Annotated in this window: 22 protein-coding genes; 13 read left to right on the forward strand and 9 right to left on the reverse strand. The window is 67.3% G+C overall.

The features are described from left to right. Positions 1 to 22 precede the first annotated feature (22 nt). Positions 23 to 715, forward strand: a complete 693-nt coding sequence (locus tag AWC08_RS34215) for a GAP family protein (protein ID WP_069433964.1) — start codon at positions 23 to 25, stop codon at positions 713 to 715. An 81-nt stretch (positions 716 to 796) separates the two neighbouring features. Here AWC08_RS34215 and AWC08_RS34220 read toward each other — a convergent pair whose 3' ends face one another. Continuing rightward, positions 797 to 1,201, reverse strand: a complete 405-nt coding sequence (locus tag AWC08_RS34220; RefSeq protein WP_065132917.1) for a DUF732 domain-containing protein — start codon at positions 1,199 to 1,201, stop codon at positions 797 to 799. A 328-nt stretch (positions 1,202 to 1,529) separates the two neighbouring features. On the opposite strand from AWC08_RS34220, the gene AWC08_RS34225 reads away from it, so the two are divergent. Next, entirely contained in the window at positions 1,530 to 2,855 is a 1,326-nt protein-coding gene (locus tag AWC08_RS34225) for a DEAD/DEAH box helicase (RefSeq protein ID WP_065132916.1), read from the forward strand. Between the two features lie 19 nt (positions 2,856 to 2,874). On the opposite strand, the gene AWC08_RS34230 is transcribed toward AWC08_RS34225, so the two are convergent. The 4 genes from AWC08_RS34230 to AWC08_RS34245 all read right to left on the reverse strand — a co-directional run bounded on the left by AWC08_RS34230 (position 2,875) and on the right by AWC08_RS34245 (position 7,098). Continuing rightward, positions 2,875 to 3,186, reverse strand: coding sequence for a hypothetical protein (locus AWC08_RS34230; RefSeq protein ID WP_085088815.1), 312 nt, complete (start codon positions 3,184 to 3,186; stop codon positions 2,875 to 2,877). Positions 3,187 to 3,337: 151 nt separating this feature from the next. Next, complete coding sequence (locus AWC08_RS34235) at positions 3,338 to 4,444, reverse strand: NDMA-dependent alcohol dehydrogenase (protein ID WP_069435114.1); 1,107 nt, start codon at positions 4,442 to 4,444, stop codon at positions 3,338 to 3,340. After that, on the reverse strand, positions 4,441 to 5,712 hold the full coding sequence (locus AWC08_RS34240) for a cytochrome P450 (protein WP_065132913.1): 1,272 nt from the start codon (positions 5,710 to 5,712) through the stop codon (positions 4,441 to 4,443). The genes AWC08_RS34235 and AWC08_RS34240 overlap by 4 nt, the downstream gene beginning before the upstream one ends. 105 nt (positions 5,713 to 5,817) lie before the next feature. Continuing rightward, positions 5,818 to 7,098, reverse strand: coding sequence for a sensor histidine kinase (locus AWC08_RS34245; protein WP_232008103.1), 1,281 nt, complete (start codon positions 7,096 to 7,098; stop codon positions 5,818 to 5,820). A 36-nt stretch (positions 7,099 to 7,134) separates the two neighbouring features. Here AWC08_RS34245 and AWC08_RS34250 point away from each other — a divergent pair, with 36 nt between their 5' ends. Then, positions 7,135 to 7,809, forward strand: coding sequence for a response regulator transcription factor (locus AWC08_RS34250; protein WP_174900803.1), 675 nt, complete (start codon positions 7,135 to 7,137; stop codon positions 7,807 to 7,809). Here the strand turns inward: AWC08_RS34250 and AWC08_RS34255 are convergent. The 3 genes from AWC08_RS34255 to AWC08_RS34265 form a co-directional block, all read right to left on the reverse strand. Continuing rightward, entirely contained in the window at positions 7,802 to 7,996 is a 195-nt protein-coding gene (locus tag AWC08_RS34255) for a ferredoxin (protein WP_069435112.1), read from the reverse strand. The two genes, AWC08_RS34250 and AWC08_RS34255, sit on opposite strands and share 8 nt — an antisense overlap. A 99-nt stretch (positions 7,997 to 8,095) precedes the next feature. Further along, a complete protein-coding gene (locus tag AWC08_RS34260; protein ID WP_232008102.1) occupies positions 8,096 to 8,758 on the reverse strand; it encodes a sensor domain-containing protein in 663 nt (220 codons plus the stop codon). A gap of 85 nt (positions 8,759 to 8,843) precedes the next feature. Next, positions 8,844 to 9,587, reverse strand: a complete 744-nt coding sequence (locus tag AWC08_RS34265) for a GAF and ANTAR domain-containing protein (protein ID WP_069435111.1) — start codon at positions 9,585 to 9,587, stop codon at positions 8,844 to 8,846. A 136-nt stretch (positions 9,588 to 9,723) separates the two neighbouring features. Here AWC08_RS34265 and AWC08_RS34270 point away from each other — a divergent pair, with 136 nt between their 5' ends. The 10 genes from AWC08_RS34270 (at position 9,724) to AWC08_RS34315 (ending at position 19,521) form a co-directional block, all read left to right on the forward strand. Beyond that, entirely contained in the window at positions 9,724 to 10,674 is a 951-nt protein-coding gene (locus AWC08_RS34270) for a helix-turn-helix transcriptional regulator (RefSeq protein WP_069435116.1), read from the forward strand. Between the two features lie 52 nt (positions 10,675 to 10,726). Then, positions 10,727 to 11,332 (forward strand): MerR family transcriptional regulator, encoded by a 606-nt coding sequence (locus AWC08_RS34275; RefSeq protein ID WP_069435110.1) that lies wholly within the window; start codon positions 10,727 to 10,729, stop codon positions 11,330 to 11,332. Next, the gene (locus AWC08_RS34280) at positions 11,329 to 14,199 is read left to right on the forward strand and encodes a DUF4349 domain-containing protein (protein ID WP_069435109.1); all 2,871 of its coding nucleotides are present in this window, start codon (positions 11,329 to 11,331) and stop codon (positions 14,197 to 14,199) included. Before AWC08_RS34275 ends, AWC08_RS34280 begins: the two co-directional genes overlap by 4 nt. A gap of 59 nt (positions 14,200 to 14,258) precedes the next feature. Next, entirely contained in the window at positions 14,259 to 14,771 is a 513-nt protein-coding gene (locus AWC08_RS38870) for a hypothetical protein (RefSeq protein WP_065132909.1), read from the forward strand. Next, positions 14,764 to 15,375: an RES family NAD+ phosphorylase gene (locus AWC08_RS34285; RefSeq protein WP_232008100.1), complete on the forward strand. Its 612-nt coding sequence runs from the start codon at positions 14,764 to 14,766 to the stop codon at positions 15,373 to 15,375. Before AWC08_RS38870 ends, AWC08_RS34285 begins: the two co-directional genes overlap by 8 nt. A gap of 89 nt (positions 15,376 to 15,464) precedes the next feature. Continuing rightward, positions 15,465 to 16,328: a hypothetical protein gene (locus AWC08_RS34290; protein WP_069435560.1), complete on the forward strand. Its 864-nt coding sequence runs from the start codon at positions 15,465 to 15,467 to the stop codon at positions 16,326 to 16,328. Between the two features lie 481 nt (positions 16,329 to 16,809). Further along, complete coding sequence (locus tag AWC08_RS34300; RefSeq protein ID WP_069435556.1) at positions 16,810 to 17,742, forward strand: class I SAM-dependent methyltransferase; 933 nt, start codon at positions 16,810 to 16,812, stop codon at positions 17,740 to 17,742. Continuing rightward, positions 17,739 to 18,365 (forward strand): class I SAM-dependent methyltransferase, encoded by a 627-nt coding sequence (locus AWC08_RS34305; RefSeq protein ID WP_069435557.1) that lies wholly within the window; start codon positions 17,739 to 17,741, stop codon positions 18,363 to 18,365. Before AWC08_RS34300 ends, AWC08_RS34305 begins: the two co-directional genes overlap by 4 nt. Before the next feature lie 128 nt (positions 18,366 to 18,493). Then, entirely contained in the window at positions 18,494 to 18,970 is a 477-nt protein-coding gene (locus tag AWC08_RS34310) for an ATP-binding protein (protein ID WP_159460048.1), read from the forward strand. A gap of 101 nt (positions 18,971 to 19,071) precedes the next feature. Continuing rightward, the gene (locus AWC08_RS34315) at positions 19,072 to 19,521 is read left to right on the forward strand and encodes an anti-sigma factor antagonist (RefSeq protein ID WP_069435558.1); all 450 of its coding nucleotides are present in this window, start codon (positions 19,072 to 19,074) and stop codon (positions 19,519 to 19,521) included. A 21-nt stretch (positions 19,522 to 19,542) separates the two neighbouring features. Here the strand turns inward: AWC08_RS34315 and AWC08_RS34320 are convergent, their stop codons facing one another. After that, positions 19,543 to 21,768, reverse strand: coding sequence for a SpoIIE family protein phosphatase (locus tag AWC08_RS34320; protein ID WP_142283974.1), 2,226 nt, complete (start codon positions 21,766 to 21,768; stop codon positions 19,543 to 19,545). Positions 21,769 to 21,887 lie beyond the last annotated feature (119 nt).

The following is a 21,887-nucleotide window of genomic DNA, read 5'->3' on the forward strand; positions in this document are numbered from 1 at the left end:
CAGGGCGGTTGCTCCAAAACGTATGTGGATTCCCATCTTGGTGATGGCTCTGGCGGTGAGCCTCGAACCGTTCCGGATCGGCATGACGGTCCTGATGCTGAACAGGCCCCGACCGGTGCTGCAGCTTTGTGCGTTCTTGTGCGGCGGGTTCGCGATGGGCATCGCGGTAGGCCTGGTCGTCATCTTCGTCTTCCGGCGACGGCTGGTGGCCGCTGCTCATCTCACGCTGCCCACCGTTCAGGTCCTGATCGGGGGGCTCGCCGTGGCGGTCGCCGCGATGCTGGCGGTTCGGGCCGCCGTCGACCATTTCCGGAACGAGCGGCAGGGAAGCAGTGACGCGGTCGAGCGCGAAACCCGCGTTCAGAAGCTGCAAATGTGGCTTCGGCAGCTGCTGACGGGACGGCAATTGTGGGTCGCAGCTCTGGCGGGCCTGGGTATCGCGCTACCGTCGGTGGACTACCTCGCCGCGCTGGCCGTCATCCTGGCATCTGGCGCCGCAGCCGCCAATCAGGTTGGGGCTCTGGTGCTTTACAACGTCGTCGCCTTTGCGTTGGTGGAGGTTTCGTTGCTGGCCTACCTGCTGGCTCCTAAAACGACGCACCGGTCTCTGACGGCGCTGAACACCTGGGTCGGCTCACGCCGCCGCGTGGAAGTCGTCGGTCTGCTCCTCGTCGTCGGCGTCGTGCTGATCGCCGTCGGCATTGTGGGCACGTAGTTGGCTGGGCCAGAACGCTGTTCGAGGTTGCCTTCGACGCCCGCGCGTCACGCGGCCGCCGCCAGAGGACGGGCGCGGGCCTCACTCCACCGGAATGGGGTTCGGCGTCACCGGTTCGCCGATCGTCGCGTTGTATTGCGGGCAGTACGCCAGGGTCGCCGCATTGACGACGTTCAACGCCGTCTGCTCGTCTCCCGCCACCGATCCGGTCCCCAGACCGATGGTTTCGACGCCGTTGCCGGCCACCACGATATTGGCGGCCTGGAGATCGGTTTGACCCTGGGCTCTGGCCTCACAGACCTGTTGAGCCAGCGGAATAATCGCCCGTGCCGCGGCCTCTGACGTCGGGGGAGTGAACACCCGCGTCAGGTAGTCGACAAAGAAGGTCTCGCCACTTCCCGGCCCCGGCTCCGCGGAAGCCGCAGGGGCCGCCGCGACCGCCGCGATCGCCAGTCCCGCCAGCGCCCTGCCTGCTTTGCCCGCCACTGTTCCTCCTGGTCAGCCCGCCTCGGATTGATCGCCAGCAGAAGGTAACACCGCAGCGCTGCCGACGCCCCGATTCGCGCCGTTTAGGGCCTCGCGCGTCGGTGAGATAGACTGTGGTCAACGTTGGCCTTCCATCACTACCGCCAACACGTCGTGGAACGTTCCTCATCCCACCGGCGCCGGCCCGAAATTCGGGGCTCAGCGCGTCGTGTTCAGATGATCCGTGCATCAAGCACTGCGGTCTCGCGGCGATCGATTTTGCCCACCGGCAATCTCGCCAGCTTGTGCCAGCTCTGCGCGAACTCCTCGCGACGATCCGGCACACCCGATGCCCGAAAGGCACCGACAAGTGACTCCAACAAGCACTCCTGACAAGACTTTTGCCGACCTCGGCGTGAGCGCACCGCTGATCAGCGTGCTCACCGCCGCCGGCATCAACGCCCCATTCCCGATCCAGGTGCAGACCCTGCCCGACACGCTGGCCGGCCGAGATGTCCTCGGGCGCGGAAAAACCGGCAGCGGAAAGACACTCGCCTTCTCGATCCCGTTGGTCAGCCGTCTCTCGCCGGCCAAGCGGCGCGCGTCCCGGCCGACGGGTCTGGTCCTGGCGCCCACCCGTGAGCTGGCCTCCCAGATCACGGCCACACTGGAACCCCTGGCCGCCGCCCGCAATCTGCGCGTCACCACCATCTTCGGTGGCGTGTCGCAGAACCGGCAGGTAGCCGCGCTGCAATCCGGTGTCGACATCGTCGTGGCCTGCCCGGGCCGGCTGGAAGACCTGATGAAACAACGCCTGGTCAGCCTGGACGCGGTCGAGATCACCGTCATCGACGAAGCCGATCACATGGCCGATCTCGGGTTCCTGCCGGGCGTCACCCGCATCCTGGCCGCCACCCCGGCCGGCGGGCAGCGCCTGCTGTTCTCCGCGACCCTTGACAACGGCGTCGACAAACTCGTCAACCGGTTCCTGCGTGATCAGGTGCTGCACTCGGTGGACGAGGTGAACGCGCCGGTAGCGGCGATGACCCACCATGTGTTCCATGTCGCCGGAGCGGAAGCCAAAAAGGAGCTCGTGCACCGGCTGGCCTCGGGCAGTGGGCGCCGAATCCTGTTCATGCGCACCAAACATCACGCCCGCCGGCTCGCCAAGCAGCTGACCGATGCCGGCATCCCGTCAGTTGACCTGCACGGCAACCTTTCTCAGCCGGCGCGCGACCGCAATCTTGCCGCTTTCACCACCGGTGAGGCCAGAGTCCTGGTGGCGACCGACATCGCGGCGCGCGGCGTGCACGTCGACGAGGTCGAACTCGTCGTCCACATCGATCCACCCGCCGAGCACAAGGCCTACCTGCATCGGTCCGGCCGCACGGCGCGCGCCGGGAACGCCGGCGATGTGGTTACGCTGGTGCTCCCCGAGCAGCGCACGGACACTCGGGCGTTGCTGCGCAAGGCGGGGATCCGCGTGGAGCCGCAGCATGTGACCGCCGACTCCGCCGAGGTGCACGCGTTGGTCGGCGAGGTCGCGCCCTACCGGGCCCCGGCTGCCAAAGTCGCTGCGCCGCAACCGCCTAAGCCCGCCCAGCGTCGTGGGTCGGGAGCAGCCGGTCAACGGCGCCGTCGGCGGTCCGGCGAGCTGCAACGCAGTGCTCGCTAGACGGTGATGCGGCCTGCGATCAGGCAGGCTCGCATTCCGGGATCGTGATGTTCTTCAGCTTCAGCTCGTCGCAGTACGCCTGAAAGTTTCTGCCTGCGGCCTCGTCCTCGGCGATCTGGTTCTCCAGACCGCAGGTGTTGTTGAGCAGACAAGGGTCCTCAGGGGTGGCCGTGAGGGATGCCGGTGCGTTGTCGCCGAGCGTCTGGGCCTCGGCGGCGCCGAAACTGATTGCCACGCCACCGATCACCGCGGCAACCCAGATCAACCGGATGGGCCGGCGCACGCGCCGAGGCTGCGACTGCGCAGCGGGTGCTGACATTTGCTCGGACATCTACCACTCCTTGATAGTTAACGGGCCAACCTGACGGCTGAGCGGGATCGTAGCTGCTCAAGCGGAAATCCGCTTGTCGTAATCGACCCAACTGCAACTATTGCACATGGCATCAATAGTGGTCAAGGCCCGGTAGCGGCGTCGCGATAGATCAGAAGCGGATCAGCCCGCGCAGATTTATCCCGGCGTGCATGTCGGCGTAGCCTTCGTTGATCTCTTCGAGTGCGTACTCGCGGGTGATCAGTTCGTCGAGCTTCAACCGCCCGCAGCGGTAGAGGTCGAGCATTCTGGGAATGTCACGGCGAGGATTGGACGATCCGAAAAGTGATCCCCGGACCTGCTTTTCGTACAGCGTCAAATCGAACAAGGACATGGCGACGCTGGTGTCGGTGGGGTGGGGGATGGCGGTCATCACCACCCGGCCGCGTTTGCCGACCAGGCTCAAAGCCTGCGCCACATAGGCGCCCTCGGCCGAATCGGTGCTGACGACGCAGACGTCGGCGAGCTGACCCCGAGTCAGGTCGGTGACCAAAGACAGCGCTTCCTCGACGGTCGCCGCGGTGTGGGTGGCGCCGAATTCCAGAGCTCGGCTGCGTTTGTACTCGATCGGATCGAGCGCGACGATCACCCGGGCGCCGGCGATCCGGGCGCCCTGAACCGCGTTGATGCCGATACCGCCCACACCCATCACCACCACGGTGTCGCCGTCACCGGCCTCACCGGTGCGCACCATGCTGCCGTAACCGGTGGTGACCCCGCAGCCGACGAGCGCCGCGGTGTCCAGCGCGGTGTCCTGATCGACCTTGATGACGGAGGCCATCGGGACCACGGTGTACTCGGAAAAGGTTCCCAGCACGCACATTTGACCCAGCCCCTGACCCTTGGCGTGGAAGCGGAAGGTGCCGTCGAGTTGCGGCCCGGCGATGATCGCCGCCCCCAGTACGCACAGGTTGCTCAGGCCGCGCGCGCACGGTTCGCAGCGGCCGCAGGCCGGGATGAAACTCAGCACCACCGAATCACCTTCGGCGACCTCGGTGACGCCCGGGCCGAGCTCGACCACCACCCCGGCGCCCTCGTGCCCGCCGACAACCGGCAACTGCATCGGCATGTCACCGGTGATCAGATGATCGTCGGAGTGACACAGGCCGCTGGCGGTCAGCTTGACCAGAACCTCGTTCTCCCGCGGGCCGTCGAGGTCGACCTCGTCGACCTCCCACTTCTGGTGCAGGCCCCACAACACCGCGGCTTTCGTCTTCATCGTTCCGGCGTCCAGGTCGCGGGCAGGCTGTTGATGCCGTTGATGAAGTTGGCCAGCGCATACTGCGGCTCCGGCGCCGAGATGTCCGGGATGCGGGTGTAGACCTCGGTCAGCAGCGCCTTGAGCATGGTGCGGGCCAGCGCGGCGCCAAGGCAGAAGTGCGGCCCGCCCCCGCCGAAGGCGATGTGCGGGTTGGGGTTTCGCAGAATATTGAAGGTGTGCGGATCGGCGAAGACGTCTTCGTCGCGGTTGCCTGAGTAGTACCACAGCACGACCTTGTCGCCGGCCTTGATCTCCGCGTCGCGCACGGTGATGTCCCGGGTGGCGGTGCGGCGCATGTGGAGCAACGGTGATCCCCAGCGCAGCACCTCCTCCACCGCAGTGCCGACCCGGCCCTCGACGTCCTCGGCCAACAGCGCACGCTGGTCGGGGAACTTCGACAGGGCGGCGATCGCGTGCGCCGAGGCATGTCGGGTGGTGTCGTTGGACGCCACGCCCATCAGGACGAAGAAGGCCCGCAGTTCGTCGTCGGTCATCTTCTTGCCGTCGAACTCGGCCTGCACCATCCAGGTCATCAGGTCGTCTCCGGGGTTGGCGCGCCGCTGCGGTATCAATTCCGAGGCCACCGCGTGCAGGTCCAGCACGGCGCCCATGAACAGCTCCAGTTCGCTCTGCTCGCCGCGGATGTTCGGGTCGGTCCAACCGACCAGCCGCTGCGCGGCGGTGACGGCCTTGTCCCGTAGATCGCCTTCGGGGAGGCCGAAGAAGCTGCCGAAGATCCGGCCGGGCAGCTTCACCGACACCAGCTGGACGAAATCGCCCTCGCCCAGCTGCGCCATCTCGCTGACCAGGTCGTGGGCGTGGCCACGGATCCAGCCCTCCAGCCGGCGCACGTTCTTGGGCTTGAACGCCTCGGTGGTGATGCCGCGCAGCTGGGTGTGCCGCGGGGCGTCCATCGCGATGAACGACTGCGCGATCTCAACCGCTTCGGGCGCGAAGTCCTCCATCGTGATGCCCTGGGCCGACGAGAAGATCTCGGGGTGGCGACTGGCCATCCGAATGTCGTCCTGTTTGGTCAGCGACCAGAAACCCCGGTTGTTGAGTTCGGGCGGCAGCAGGTCCGATTCCGCCGGCCGGCTCCACGGCACCGGATTTTCCGCACGCAGCACAGCGAAGGCCGCGTCGCGCTCCTCGGGCGGCTTCGCCCAGAAGGCGCGGGCGCTCAAGTCGATGTCTTTGTGGGTGGGGTTGGTGGTGGGTGCGGTCATCCGGAAGGTCCCTTTCTGGCCCAGCGATAGCACCCATGCTGACCAGCCCCGAGCCGCTGCGGCACCGACGCGCGTGCCAATCACTGGCCTGCGTGGGCCAAACGGTCAGCTCACCGGGGCGCGGAAGGTGGCGATCAGCCCGCCGCCGTCGCGTGCGGCGAAGTCCACGCGACCGCCCATCGCCTCGACGATCTGTTGCACGATCCACAGTCCGAGACCCGCCGTCCCGCGCTGGCCACCGAGGCTGACGTATTTGGTGGTCAGCTTGCCGAGGCTGTCGGCCGGGATACCCGGACCGCGGTCGGCTACGGCGACGACCAGCTCCTCGCCGTCGCGCCGGCACGTGACGTCGACCCGTTCGCCTCTGCCGTGCCGGGCCGCGTTCTCGAGCAGATTCGTCAGCACCCGGCGCAGCGCTTGGGCGTCCACCGCGACGGCGCCGACGTCGGCCTGCACGTGCAGCCGCGGCGGAGTCAGGCCGACGGAGTCCGCGGCGTCGAGGATCAAGTCGACAACCTCGACGCGACGGACCCGGCCCGTCGAGAACGTCGGGCGGCGGCTCAGCGCGACGTCGGATAAGGCGTCGAGCATGTCGGCGATGTGATGCACGTGCCGCGCCACCAGCTGCAGGCTGGTCTCCCGGTCAGCGTCTGACATCGGCTGCGCGGCGGTGAGAGCTTCGGTCAGAGCCTCCAAAGAGGTTACCGGAGTGCGGAATTCGTGCACCAGAACCTGCAGTCCGTCTTGCTGGGACTGGTAGGAGCGCAGCAGGCGGGCCCGCAGGTCACGTTCCTCTTCGGCGGCCGCGTGTTCGGCTTCGGCTTCTACCAGCGCGCTCACCCGGGAGCGGTGTTCGCGTTCGGCGAGTGCGGACAGTCCGGCGGTGATGATTGCGACGAACAGCAGGTACAGCGCCGACCAGCCGGCCAGTAGCGCCGGTGCCGCGGTGACGGGTTGCCGTGGTGATGCCGTCAATGCCACCGGGACATAGGCCGCCCCCAGAAGCAAAGCAACGCAGAGGGTTTCGACCAGAGACAACCGGGCCGCCGAGGCGATGACGGCCAAGGCCAGCACCGAGACGACCGGGCTGTACACGCCTCCGCTCAACGCGATCAGCGCCAGGGTGAACGCGGAGTCGAATGTGGTGACCAGCCAGGCATACCGGGTGCGCCGAACCTCCAGCTGCGGGTGGGCCATCAGCGCCGCCGCATAGGTCAGCGCACCGCCGAGCACCAACACTGTGGCCAGGGCGTGTTCGCGGACCCAGTACGGTCCGATCGCCAACAGCACACCGATCGAGATGACCACGGCGACCCGGACCGCCACCACGGTGCGGGCCAGTCCGTAGTCCTGGACGCCGAAGTCGAACTGATCGAGCGGTCTCACCCGGCTGACCATAGGGTTTGGGCTAGCATCACGGCAATGAGCCGCTCGCCATATGTGGTGGTGATCGTCGACGACCACGAGCTGTTCGCGCAGGGCCTGGCCCTGTTGCTGAGCCGCGAATGGGGCGAATTGTTCACCGTCGGCGGCCAGACGACGTACGTGGAGGAGGCCGCCGATCTGGTGGCCCGCTGCAAGGCCGACGTGGCCATCATCGACCTGTCCATGCCGCCACTGGGCGGGGTAGCCGCCATCCGGCATATCAAGGCCCGCCACCCGGACACCCGGATACTCGCTTTGTCCGGGACCGACGACCTGGGCCTGGCCGAGGAGGCCTTGCGCGCCGGCGCCGACGGTTTCCTGCCCAAGACCGCCCGCCCGGAGGCGCTGGCCGGGCCGCTGTGGACGATCGCCGAGGGCCTGCGGGTGATCGACGGCGCACTGCTCGACGCGCTGCTGAGCAACACGCGCAAACCGCCGTCGGCGCTGTTGACCAGTCTCAGCGCCCAGGACCTCCGGCTGTGGACGTTGCTGGCGACCGGTGCGGAAACCGGCGACATCGCCCAGCGCATGCTGGTGTCGGAGCGGACCGCCAAACGGATGGTCGCCGCGCTGTTGCACAAACTCGGGGTCACCAACCGCATTGCGGCCGCCGCGCTGGCCGGACGGTTCGGCATCCTGGACGAGTCCGGCGAAACCGGCGGGCTCAGTTGAGGATTCGGATCGCCTGTGCGGGACACATCGCGGCCGCTTGAATCACCAACTGGCGCTGGGTTTCCGGCGGATCCGGGTTGAGGACCACCACCTGGTCGGCGCCGTCCGGAAGATCGAACACCTCCGGTGCGGCCAGCAGACACTGGCCGTGGCCCTCGCACACCTCATAGTCGACAGTGACGTGCATGAACAACCTCCGGATCTCACTGGCTGCCGTTCAGGCTGCCACCGGGGCCGGCGCGATGGGCGGCCCGCCCGCGCCAGAACTGGCCTGCACGGGCCAGTTTCACGACCTCGAGTTCAACAGCTCGTTGATCTTCTTGAGCCGCTTGGTCACCAATGTCCCGATATCCACCGAGCGGTCCGGCGAACACGTCACGATCTCGGCGACCACGTTGGCCTTGGCCAGCACCGCGAATTCACAAATCCACTGCTGGTCAGCAAGATTCGTCGTCCACTGCGCGGCTTCGGGCGGGCTCGGGGTCAACGGCGCCGGGTTCACGGTCATCTTGCGCCCGTCGTCGCCCCAGGCCGTGACCGGATGCTGGCACCCGGACACCGTCTTGCGAACCGAGTCGAGGAACGCCGGGGCGTCGAAGCCGGCCGGATAGGTGGCCGACACCTCCAGAAGTTGATGTTGGTCCGTCCGGTGGTCCTGATGGGTGCGAGCCTCACGCCCGGTGTAGTTCGTCGGGAACAGGGGATAGCGGCCGAACGCGACGACGCCGTGGCACTCTGCCGGATCGGCGCCGACGAACAGTGCCGACTGCATGTCGTCCTCGGTGAGCGGGCTACCGGCCACCACCGAAAACGAACCGGAAGGCGTCAGCAGATCCTCGAGTTGTGACGGTTGGATGGGTCCACTGGACGCCGGCCCTCTCGTTGCCGCCTTCGGGCTGCCGTCGACAACGATGGTGCAACCCGGAAGGGCGATGCAGCACAGAGCCACGAGGCACCCAACCGCTGCCGACTTGCGCACGATCCCAGCATCCACGAACCGACCGCGGTGCGCGCGACGACGCTGCAGTGCCACGTCAGATGTCGCTGAAGTTTCTCAACCGAGTGATCTGGTGGGCCACGTCGATCAGCTTGGTGTTGCGTTCCTGCGACAGGCGTTTGAGCAGTTCGAAGGCCTGAACGGCGTCGATGTTGAACCGGGCCATCAGGATGCCTTTGGCCTGCCCGATGACGTCGCGGGTGGCCAGCGCACTCAAAAAATGGCCTTCGCGACGCACGGTATCCCAGGCCAGGGCCGCGTGGGTGGCCAGGACGTAGCCTATCTCTTCAGCCGCTTCGTCGAAGGCATACGGCTGGTCGGCGTAGAGGTTCAGGGCGCCCAGTGTGTGTTCGGAGGCGAACAGGCGAAACGACAGGATCGACCGCACCGGCGTGGCTGCCAGCGCCTCTCGCCGGTAGCTCGGCCAGCGTTGGTCGTTCCTGAGGTCGTCGATCCGGATGGTGTGCTGGTGCCAGGCGGCGACGAGGCAGGGACCCTCTTTGTTCCGCTGTTGAATACCGTCGAGAAGTGCGGGATAGCGGTGGGTCGTCGCGGGTGTACGAATCTCTCTGGCCGGTGTCACAAGGGTGATTCCGGCGTACTGCGCCGCGTCTACGGCGTGGACGGCGTACTCGACCATGCGCTGTGCCACCGTGTCGGCCGCATCTGGGGGACTGCTGTGCAGACTTCGAGCAAGGTCAGCTATGCGGTGATGAATGTCCCTGCCACGGCCGTCCTCGCTCAGCTTTCCTCCCCTTGCTCGGTGCGTGAATACGACCATATCGGCGGAAACGTTGCTGCTCAGGCCGTCAAGCGAATGCGAGCGTGACTTTTGCCTTCGCGTAGTGGACACTGGGAGACAAGATCGGCTCAACCACGATGCCGTGTGGGTTTTGCCGACTGAATGGAACGTGGCGATGTCTACCGTTCTTCTTGATACCACCGATCCCGCCGAAGCTGTGAATGGCATTTGTGCGGCCTATGAGCGAGTGCAGCTGTTTCGGCAGCCCAGCAGCGAGGGGGGACGCACCCGTATTCGCCGAACAACCCTGGGTTCGCTCGATGTCAACGAGATACAGCTGGGTTGCGAGCTGGGTTTTCGGACGGATCCGCCCGACCGCATCTACCTGGCCCGGATGCGCTCGGGCACGTTCGTCTATGAGTGGATGAAGCATCGGCAGCTGATCTTCGGCACTGACGACGTCGCGGCGTACGACGGTTCGGAAGGTGGGCCGTTCACCGGCTGGGCCGCACGCACGCACTGTGATGTCCTGTCCATCGACCGGCGCGCGCTCAGCGAGGTGGCGACCGGGCCGGGCAACGCGCCCGTCCGGCTTACCGGGCTGGTGCCCGTCTCACCGGAAGCCAAGCGACACCTGCTGCGCGTCGCGGACTACGTCTGCGAGAGCGTGTCGGAGGATATACCGGTCGTCCGAGAACCGTTGATCAGCAGCACCATTCAGCGCTACCTGGCGGCAAGCATCCTGGCCGCTTTCCCCAGCACCGCGGTGCTGGACACCACCGTCGAGGACCAGCGGGACAGCACCCCCCAATTATTGCGCCGCGCAGTCGCTTTCATCGATGACAACGCACATGCCGACATCTCGCTGGCCGACATCGCCAATGCGATCTTCGTGACGCCGCGGGCATTGCAATACATGTTCCGCAAACACCGCGACTGCACTCCTACGGAATATCTGAGGCAGGTGCGCCTGCACCACGCCCACCTGGAGCTGGTCGCGGGCAACCGCGACACCACCTCCGTAGGCGAGATCGCGCGCAAGTGGGGGTTCGGCCACATGGGGCGGTTCGCCGCCTATTACCGGCAGCACTACGGCCAGAGCCCGCACGTGACCTTGCTCGGGTGAACACGGCCGCCAGACATTGACAGTGTCATGTTAACAGTGTCAGTATTGAGTCATGCCGGAAGAGGCGGCCTGGACGCTGGACGAGTTGGTGGGGCGGGTAGGCGCCGTCCTGGCCACCGTCACGTATCCGGGATCGCCCAATGGGCGGGTCCGCGATCTGCCCGACCGGCGCGCAGTGCGGTGGTATACGACGACCGGACTCGTCGACCGGCCGGTCATGCAGGGGCGCAACGCGATCTACCAAACCCGGCACTTGCTGCAGATCGTCGCCGTCAAACAGCTGCAGGCGCAGGGGCTTTCGCTGGCCGAGATACAGGCGAAATTGGCCGGAGCCACCGACGAGACGCTGCGGCGGATCGCCGACGTGCCCGGCGAGACCACGGCTGAGCCGGCACACAGCACACCGCCGGCGACGCCAACGGGTACTGCCCGGCGGAGCCGATTCTGGACCGAGCCCCCCGCTGCCGAACCGACGATCGACCGCGCTGACACTGTCACGGCCCTGGCCGCCGTGAGCCTGCCCGGTGGGGCGATGCTGCTGGTGCCGGCGCGACCCGACGACAACGACATTCCGGCGATTCGCTCGGCCGCCGCGCCCTTGCTCAAATTACTGGCCGATCGCGGCCTGCTGTCCCTCGATGATCGGAGCGCGCTATGACAGTCCGCATTACGTCGGTAACCGACGGCCAGACGCAGTGCGCTGGTGACGACGTCCCGGGCAGTTTGCGTACCGAGCGTGGCAATCTCCCGCTTGACCGCATCGACATACGCGTCGACATCACCGGTCTCACCAGCCAGGTCGAACTGACCCAGGACTTCGTCAATACCTTCGACGTACCCCTGGAAGCCAGCTATGTGTTCCCGCTGCCTGAGCGAGCCGCGGCGACCGGCATGCGGGTGACCACGAACGGCCGTGTGGTGCGGGCGGTGCTGGCTGAACGTGAGGTTGCGCGGCGAGATTACGACCGTGCGGTCACCTCGGGGCGACGAGCCTCGATCGCCGAAGAGGAGCGGCCGGACGTTTTCACCATGCGGGTCGGCAATATCCTGCCGGGCGAAAGAATCAGAGTGGCAATCACCCTCGTCAGCCCGCTGGCTTGTGCCGACGGCGAGGCGACGTTCCGCTTCCCGCTTGTCGTTGCGCCGCGGCACATCTCGGGTGAGCCCCTGGATGGGGCCGCCGTCGGAGACGGATACGCCGACGACACCGACGCCGTCCCCGACGCCTCGCGGATCACCCCGCCGGTGCTGCTGCCGGGCTACCCCCACCCGGTTGCCTTGACCATCGATGTCGGCATCGACCCTGACGGCCTGACACTGTCCGAGCTCCACTCCAGCCTGCCCACCGAACCCGCTGACGGCGGACGCATCCGGGTGCTGCCGGGCCAGCGCGCCGATCGGGATCTCGTTCTGCGCCTGCGCTATGGCGCCGACGACGTCACCGACTCGCTCCTGCTGGTCCCCGACGCCGACGGGGACGAAGGAACTTACCAACTCACGGTGCTTCCCCCGAAGTCGAGCGCCTCGCCCCGTCCCCGCGATCTGGTGCTGTTGCTGGACCACTCGGCCAGCATGGGCGGCTGGAAGATGTCGGCCGCGCGACGGGCGGCGGCGCGCATCATCGACACGCTCAGCAGCACCGACCGGTTCGCCGTGCTCACGTTCAGCGACCGGATAGAGCGCCCGGCGGGTCTTCCCAACGGGCTAATCGAAGCTACTGACCGCAACCGGTTCCGCGCGGTAGAGCACCTCGCCGGTGTCGAGTCCCGCGGCGCCAGTGAGCTTTTCGCGCCGCTGCGGGCGGGGCTGACGTTGCTGCGAGAGAGCCATGGCCGGGACGCGGTCGTCGTCCTGGTCACCGACGGCCAGGTCGGCAATGAGGACCAGCTGCTGCGCGGACTCGCAGCGGACTTCCGGCGGGTTCGGGTGCTTGCCGTCGGTATCGACCAAGCGGTGAACGCAGGCTTGCTCAGCCGCCTGGCCAGCGCCGGCGGTGGGCATTGCGAGCTGGTGGAAAGCGAGGATCGGCTGGATGAGGCAATGGAAGCGATCCACCGTCGCGTCGGCACGCCGTTCGCGCACTCACTGTCGGTGCACGGGGCAGGACTGACCATCATCGATGACACGACGACGCCGGCGCGCATACCGGACGCGGCGCCAGGGGTGCCGCTGGTTGTCAGTGGCCGGTACCGGGGCAGCGCGGACGGTTCGATCACGTTGCGCGGCAAGGACCTTGGCGGTGCCGACTGGTCGGTCGAGGTTGCCGGAAGGTGCCGGCAAGTGCCGGCGGTGACCGCGGCCTGGGCGCGGGCGCACCTGCGCGACCTGGAGGACCGCTATGCCTCGGCGTCGGGAAACGGTTCACCGGACTTGGCGCAGCGGATCGTCGACACGTCGTTGCGCTTCGGCGTGCTGTGCCGGTTCACCGCCTTCGTGTGTGCAGACGGACCGGTTGTCGCCGTGGGCGAATTGCCGCATCGGGTCATGCAGCCGGTCGAGGCGCCCGCCGGCTGGGAGCCGGGTCCGGTCGCACCGATGACCTCTGGTGCGGACGGACCACGGGCCAGCGTGACGGCGACCCAGCCCCGAACGGTGAAGTTGCGCAATGTGATTGTGGTAGCGGTGCTGGCCGTTCTGGTGCTGGGTGGAGGCTGGGTCTGGTCGGTGGGCCGGGGCGGTCCGTCGATGGCGACCCGCGATGGTGTGGCGGGAGGCAAGTTGACGGAGACACCGGGACAGAGCCGCGGCCAGCCGAGCGGCCAGATTCCCGAGACGATGGGCAGCGGCATTGCCGACCAGACCACCGTCAATCCGGCGCCACTGGCGCCTGCCCCGGACAACAACTTCAAACGCGACATCGTCACCAACGGGTCGCTGCGGCTGGTCGCCGCCGATCCCGGCGCGGTGGCCGACCGGCTCGTCGCCGCGGTGAATGACGCAGGGGGCAGGGTGGATTCGCGGTCGGAGCAATCCGGCGTGTCGTCGCCGGTGGTCGGCATCACCATGCGCATCCCAGCGGACAAGCTCGACGGATTGCTGGTCGACGCGAAGAAACTGGGGACCGTTCAGTCGATGTCGATCACCCACACCGACGTCACCACCCAACGCGTCGACCTCGACGCCCGCATCGATGCGTTGCAGACCTCGGTCAAGCGCTTGCTGGAGCTGATGGGCAAAGCCGGCAATGTCGCCGACCTGCTGGCCGCCGAGTCGTCGCTGACACAGCGGCAGGCGGAGTTGGATTCGCTCAAGGCGCAGCGCAGCACACTGCACGACGAAATTGACTATGCGACAATCACTGTCAACATCTCCGCTGAGTCGACGGTCTCCCACCCGGGTTTCTTCGGCGAGCTGGAGCGAGGCTGGCACTCGGTGCTTGCGGCGGCACACGGGAGCTTGCTCCGGATCGGATTCCTGGCGCCCTGGCTGGTGCTGTTGGCACTGCCCGTGGTGGGCCTGGTGTTGGTGATGCGGCGGATGTCCGCGCCGCGGAGGGCCGGTGGTCCCGCGGCCGACGAGGACTGAGTCACACCGAGGACTGTTTCAATTGTTTCAATTGACTGGCCGCGGGATAGAATGGCGCCATGTCTCCCGTCCATGCGCTCGTCAGTCAGGTCGAGGAACGCGTCCGGCGTGACCCGGATTTCGCCAAGCTCCTCGACGCGCTGCTGGACGTGCCGACGGTGCCCATGGAGGAACTCGAGCGCGTCGCCGCGCGCAAGCTCAACAGTGAGCGGCGCGACGGCGTGCTGAGCGATTTCCGGGCCGGCGCACTGCCGACGCGCGAGGTCCAGGCGCGGCTGGGCTACGAGACGCCCCAGGCCGTGCATGAACTGCGCCGGCGCGGAAAGGTGCTCGGCGTCACGGTCGGCAACAACACCTGGTTCCCGGCCTGGCAGTTCGACGGCGCCCGGCTGCGTCCGGACCTTCCGCAGATCCTCTTGCTACTGGCACGATTCACCTCCGACCCGGTCGTCGCCGATCGCGTCATGCGGATCAAGCGCGAGGAGTTGGCGGGCGCGTCCATTTCGGAGGCGCTGCGCCGCAAGAAGACCGTCAACACCGCCTGGCAGCTGCTCAACGCCGTCGGTGCCTAGTCTTCCGGGCGGATACCGGCGTTCGTTGCCGTTGCGGCGTCCGGCTGGGCTGGCCAGCCGCACGGTGCCCGCCGGCGTCGAGTTGTGGCGGGTGGAAGCCGCCGAGCCCGCCGACTGGACCTGGCATGGATTTCCGCAGCCGCGCTTCCGGTTCGATCCGGTGTCGGGTGCCTTCCGAACCCGTTATGCCGCAACGGCCTTTGCGGGAGCTTTTCGCGAGCGGTATCGGGACACCGGCCGCACCATCCCCGCCGACCATGCATCGCAATACCTGATTCGCCTGGTCTCGTCCCGGCCGTTGCGCATCTTCGACCTGCGGACGCAGCGCAACCTGGATGCCCTGGACGTCGATGACCAGATCAGCACCGGCCAGCGCGCGCGGGTATGGCGACAGTGCCACCACCTGGCCGACGCCGCCAGGCGCTGGTGGCCCGATCTGGACGCCATCGTGTACCGGTCGCGCACCACCCCGGAAACCTCGACCAATTACGCCTTCTTCGCCGACGACGCGTTCACCACGGAGGCGTGGCCGCTCGGGAGCCGCACTGACGTCCTCGTCGATCTGGTGCTGCGGCACGACTTCACCGTCAATTGGGACATCTGACCCGGCACCGCCCCCGCAGCCGGGTACCGTGCACGCACAGCCGTTTTGGTAGGGAGCACATGTCGGAGACCGAGACGCCCGAGGCGCCGATGCATCAGCGGGTACGCACCGCGCTGCGCGCCCTGGCTCGTGCGTCCGCCCCGCGTCCGGCGGCGGCCCGGCGGGCGGCGAGCGACTTCCAGAAGCCGTTGCTGCCGGCGGTGGCCGCCGAGATCCGCTGGGCCTTTCATCCGCCGCGCACCTGGTTGTCGGGCGTGCTGGCCAACCTGGTGCTCGCTGCGGCGTGGTTATTGGTCCAGCCCTTGTCCGTGGTGCACAGCAATCACGTCGCCCGCCACTTCCATCACAACCAGCTGGACTGGGTCGTCCTGGTCAGCACCTACTTCTCCTCGTTCATTCTCGCCGATGTGACGACCACGAATCTGCTTGGCGGCGACCACTATCGGGTCGTTCAGGGCCTGTCCGACGGTGTGCCGCTGTGGCGGGTGCTGGTGATCAAGAACCTGGCGCTGATCGTCATCGTCGGCCTGCCCACCTTGGCGGTGGCGGCGGCGCTGACGATGTACAAGGAGGGGGTGCCGCAAATGGCCATGACGATCCCCAACGTGGCTGTGCCCGTCGTGTCGTGGCTCGGCGTCGGCAACGTCATCTCGGTACTGCACCCGGTGGGTGCGGAGCCGCTGCTTCGACGGTGGCGGCAGCGGCGGAACCTGCGTCGCACGGCCGGCTGGCTGCTGGCGATCACCCTGCCCTACGCCGTCTATTACGTCGCCGATCCGATGGGCGGAATCGAGCACCGCGTGCTGTGGACTCAGATTCCGGCGGCGATCGGACCGGTCTTCGGCCGCGACACCAAGAGCTTTGTGCATCTCGCCTTGGCTGTCGCAGTCTGGGTCATCGGAACCGCGGTGGCCGTGCTTTGGGCGCGCAAGCGGGGACTGCGGTTCGGTTAGTCCGGCGAACTCCTGCTCAGGGGTTGCGCAACGGAGGACAATTACCTGGTAACAGCCGGCGGTCGCCGGACCACCAACACCGGGGAGGCGTGCAGTGATCAGATTCTTCCGGCATTGCGCAATCGGCGCGATCGTTCTGGCGTCCAGCGTGTTACCGGCCATGGTGGTGCCGGCGATCAGTCGCGCCGACGACTGCGCCCCTGGCTGGGCGTGGAGCGTCCAGCTGAACGAGTGTGTGTTTGTGGCTCCGGCCGCCAACGGACCCGGCGGTCCGGGGGGGCCGGGTGGCCCCGGCGGTCCCGGGGGCCCGGGCGGGCCGGGTGGCCCTGGGGGCCCTGGGGGACCGGGCGGGCCTGGGCCCGGGCGCTAGGTGGCAACGCCCGAGTGAACTGCTTCACACCTGTCTTAGCGGCCGGGTTATTAACCTAGCTAAGTGTTAAACTAGCTAAGTATATCTTCGGACGGATGCTGGGAGACAGGCATGCCACGCACAGAAAACGACAGCTGGGATTTGGCCACCAGCGTGGGCGCGACCGCGACGATGGTGGCCGCCGCTCGCGCCATCGCGACCAACGCGGACAACCCCGTCATCAACGACCGGTTCGCCGAACCGCTGGTCCGGGCCGTCGGCGTGGATTTCTTCACCCGGTGGGTCTCCGGTGACCTCGCCGCGGCCGACGTCGACGACGAGGAGTCGAACTGGAAGCTGGCACACATGCCTGCCGCCATGGCCGCTCGGACCCGTTTCTTCGACCAGTTCTTCCAGGACGCGACGCGGGCCGGCATCCGGCAGGCCGTCATCCTCGCCTCCGGCCTCGACGCTCGCGCCTACCGCATGAACTGGCCGGACGGCATGACCGTGTTCGAGATCGACCAGCCCGAGGTGATCGCCTTCAAGACGAGCACCCTGGCTGACCTGGGCGCGGCTCCGACCGCCGACCTGCGCACTGTCGCGATCGACCTGCGCCAAGACTGGCCCGCGGCCCTTCGGCAGGCGGGTCTGGAGCCTGACCGGCCCACCGCCTGGATCGCGGAGGGACTACTCGGATACCTACCGCCGCAGGCCCAGGATCTGCTGATGGACAACATCACCGCGCTCAGCGCGGACGGCAGCCGGCTCGCGGTAGAAGCCATCCCGTCGCGACCCGAACGCGACGTGGAACAGGCACGGGAGATGATGCGCCGGTCGACCGCCAAGTGGCGCGAGCACGGGTTCGAGCTGGACTGGGAAGATCTCGGGTTCGAGGGCGAGCGCAAGGACGTCGCCGGCTATCTCGACGGGCTGGGGTGGCGTTCGGTAGGGACACCGATGAGCCAGCTGCTGGCCGACAACGGGCTAGAGGCGGTACCGCAGTCGCACGACTCGGTATCGATGGCCGACACCGTCTACTACGCGTCGGTTCTGCACAGGTGAGCGCACCGCGCCGCACGCTGAACAGCGCGGTGACGGGGATGTGGACCCTGTTGTCCCCGGCCTACGACCTGCCGTTCCTCCAGCGCTGGGTCTATCGGCCGCCGCATGACGAGGTGATTGCCGCGCTGCGCGCCCACCAATCCCGCAAGATCGCAGACATTGCTTGCGGGACCGGCGTTCTCAGCAATCGCATCGAGCGGGAACTGCAGCCCGAGGAGATCTACGGTGTCGACATGTCCGACGGAATGCTGGCGCAGGCTCGCGCCAAATCCGATCGGGTGCGGTGGTTGCGAAGCCCGGCCGAGCAACTTCCCTTCGATGACGGCGCGCTGGATGCGGTCGTGACGACCTCGGCGTTCCACTTCTTCGACCAGCCCGCGGCGCTGCGGGAATTCCATCGCGTGCTGGCACTGGGTGGTCTGGTCGCCGTCGCGACCCTGAGCGCCCGGCAGCACGTCGTTCAGCTGCCCAATCGCTGGAAACCGCAGCACAATCCGCCGCCCGCCGAGATGCGGGGTCTGTTCGAGGACGCCGGATTCACCGTCAGTGATCAGCACCGTATTCGGCGTCCGCTCTGGACCCAGGTCATCTCGGACGTCATCACGGTGGGCACCAGGAGCTGAATTGCCGCAGACGCTCGGCACCGCCGGGCGTAACGCGGCGGTCACAATAGGGCGACCTGACCCCGAAATCTATGGGGGACCCGTCACATCAGGTGTATCCGCGCAGGCATTCGGGTAGCCGACAAGCCGTGAGCGGTTCCACCTCAAGCGATCCCGTCGGTATCGGCGATGCCGACCGGATATGGCACGCGCACACCGGCAACGCCGACGCGCGGACCGCGGCGGCCTTCCGCCATGAGTTCAGTGAATGGCTGGAACGGCATCTGGAGTTGGACGAGGAGCGCACCGCCGACATCGTTCTGGCCACCGACGAGGCGATGTCCAACTGCGCGGACCACGCCTATCGAGTCATCGACCGGGTGGGCAGCATGACGCTGCAGATCGCCTATCACCGGGCCAACACCGAGTTGCAGGTGAATGTCGTCGACCACGGCCGCTGGCTGGAACCTGATTTCGAGGTCTCTAGCGTGCGGGGGCGCGGGATCTTGTTGATGCGCGCACTCGCCGATGACTGCACCATCGACGGCGGCGATGACGGCACCACGGTGTGCCTCCGGTTCCGCGAATGCCCACCCAAGAGTTTCGTCTTCAGCCAGGCCAGTTGAAGCGGGGGTTTCAATCGCCGCGATTTCGGCTAACCCTCGACAGGTTCCAGACACGGGACTGCCCGTCCACAGCAGTTGGTCCTGAGACTGAGGAGCGCGTCATGAGTCTTGCCGCCACCGAAGTGTTTGCCGCGCCCCTACGGTTGAGCGCGCGGCTGGTCTCCGACCTGGGCGCGGAGACCAGCACCTTGCGGGCGGCGGTGCAAGGCTTCGATGCTGCGGTCATCGTCTACGTCGGCGGCGAGATCGACGCCTTGAACGACGACACGTGGCGGTTGCTGCTGGCGGAGGCTTCGGGGTTCGCCAGTGCGCCGCAACTGTTCATGGTGGATGTGAACAGCGTGGAGTTCATGTCGTGCTCGTCGCTGCTGGCACTGGCCGAGGAGGCCACCCGGTGCCGGGAACGCGGGATCGGAATGTGCCTGATCAGCCTGCAGCCGTCGGTCGCGCGCACCATCGCCGCGTGCGGCCTCAGCGATGTGCTGCCTGTGCACGAGACCGCGCCGCAGTGCTTGCAGCTCCTGGAACACGGCCGCGTCCAGGCCAGCTGATATCGATCAAGCTGATCTCCGTCAGGGCCGCCGCAGCGCGACGACGGTGACGTCGTCGTCGATGTGGTCCGACGCCATTTGCGTCCAGATCCAGGTTGCCGGCGCGGCATTGTCGCGGCCCAGCGTCTGAGCCAGCCGGTCCAGACCATCGTCGATCGACTCCCCGCGCCGCTCCACCAGGCCGTCGGAGTACAGCACCAGACCATGGCCCCGTTCGACGGTGAATGCGCTGGGTTCATAAGTCACGCCTCGGACGCCGATGGGCGGTGACAGCCGAATCGGTGCCTGGGCCGCGGTGCGCGACGAGTTCGTCAGGTACGGCTTCAGGTGGCCCGCGCACGCTGCTTCCACGTGGCCGGAGGCTAGGTCGATCCGCGCGGCGACGACGGTGGCGAAGGCGCTGGGCATCATGTGCAGGCAGAAGGCGTTGAGCTGAGCCAACGCGTCGGCCGGGGTGGCACCGGCGAACAACTGTGCGCGCAGCGCATTGCGCAACTGCGCCATGGTCCCAGCTGCGGTGATGCCATGGCCGGCGACATCGCCGATCAGTACCACCAGCCGGCCGTCACGCAGCTCGAACGCGTCGTACCAGTCGCCACCGACGTTGTCGCCGGCGGCCGGCTCGTAGTGCGCCGACAGGTGCCAGTCGGGCAGCGCCGGGATGGACTCGGGCAGCAGGCTGCGCTGCACCCGTTCGGCCACCCGCAGTGCGCCCCGGGTGCGGCGGTACAGCGATTCCACGAGGTGACGTCGCAGTGACTCGGTAGACTCCGTCTCGCTCGGGGTCCACGGGTCGCTGCGCCGGCGGACGATCTCGCGCCAGCGGTCGAATGACTTACGCGGGCTGAGGCGGACCTCGTCACCCTGGCCGACGACGATGGTCTTGTTGCGCGGGTCGCCGCCCCAGTCCACCGAGCGCAGCACCTCGCGACGGAACCAGATGGCACACTGCCCGTCGGGCAGATTGAGCGCGAGCGCGCCGGCCGCCAAGTGCTCATCGAGGTCGAGGTCGGGCAACTCGTGGGACAAGCAGTCGGTGCTGGCGATCTCGTCGCCCGCACCGCGCGCCCAGGCCGCGACCGCGGCGACGACGTGCGGCGGCGGAACCGACCCGTGCGTCCGGTAGTCGCCCTGGATGTCGACGACAACACCGTCGGCGGGCACCAGGTCCAACAGGTCGGGTGCGCCCAGCAGCGCGGCGGAAAGCGGTTCGGTGTCGTCCAGGGCGGCGGCGGTGAGTTTGGCCAGCACCGCCTGAGCGGACAGTCGCTTGTGCAGCTGGTCGCCTTCGAATCGGTCGACCAACCGCAGCGACAGGGTAGATCCGAGGAACTCCGCCGCCGCGCGGGTGCCGAAGGGCGGCAGATACGGACCGGCGTAGTGATGGCAGGCAATGAGCCCCCACAGCCGCCCGTGCCGTAGCAACGAGATCGACATCGACGCGTGCACGCCCATGTTCTGCAGGTATTCGATGTGCATGGGCGAGACGCTGCGCAGGGTCGCGTGTGTGAGGTCCAGGGGGGTACCGGAGTCGGGATCGATGGTCGGCACCAGGGGGGCGGGTGTGTAGTCGACGTCGTCGATCAGCCGTAGCCAGTTCTTCTCATACAGCGCCCGCGCTTGCGCCGGGATGTCGGTCGAGGGGTAGTGCAGACCGAGGAACGAATTGAGGTCTTCTCGCTTGCACTCCGCGACGACCTCGCCGTTGTAATCCTCGTCGTAGCGGTACACCATCACCCGGTCGAAGCCAGTGAGGTCGCGCACCGCACGCGCGGTGATGGCGTACAGCTCGGGCAGCGTCTCGGCCCGGTTCAGCTCCTCCACCGAGCTGCGCACCGCCTGGTAGGTGTTGGGGAAGGAGAACGGCCGCTCCCCGTAGGCGGCCTCGATCTCGACCAGCAGGATGCCGCCGGGCCCTCGGTGCAGGATGGCGTCGAATGCCCGGGGTTCCCCGGCGACGTCGATGTCGCACTCGAGAGGGTTGCGCTGGCTCAGGTCACCGAAAGTCGATGCCGCCTGCTCGACCCGGGCGGCCTGCTCGGCGCCGACCAGTGCCGAAAGCGGCCGTCCCAGGACGTCGTCGACCGAGCGACCGAGCAACTCTTCGACGTTGGCGCTGACCTGACGTACTTCGAAATCGGGCTCGCGCACCACCGCAAGCACGCCACGCGGCTGGATGCTGCCGGGGATGTGGATGGGCTCGCGGGCGCAGTTGTCCAGGTCGATGGGGGTACCGACCGGGAGCAGGTCGGGTACCGCCTCAGCGTCCGGTGTCGATAGGGCGAGATGCCTCTGGCTGCTGGTCAGAGCGCTGCCGAATCGGTTCTGGTTACCACCTGCGCGGCAGGGGTCCAACGCACAGTCAC

The sequence above is a fragment of the Mycobacterium gordonae genome, from assembly GCF_002101675.1.
Lineage (GTDB): Bacteria > Actinomycetota > Actinomycetes > Mycobacteriales > Mycobacteriaceae > Mycobacterium > Mycobacterium gordonae.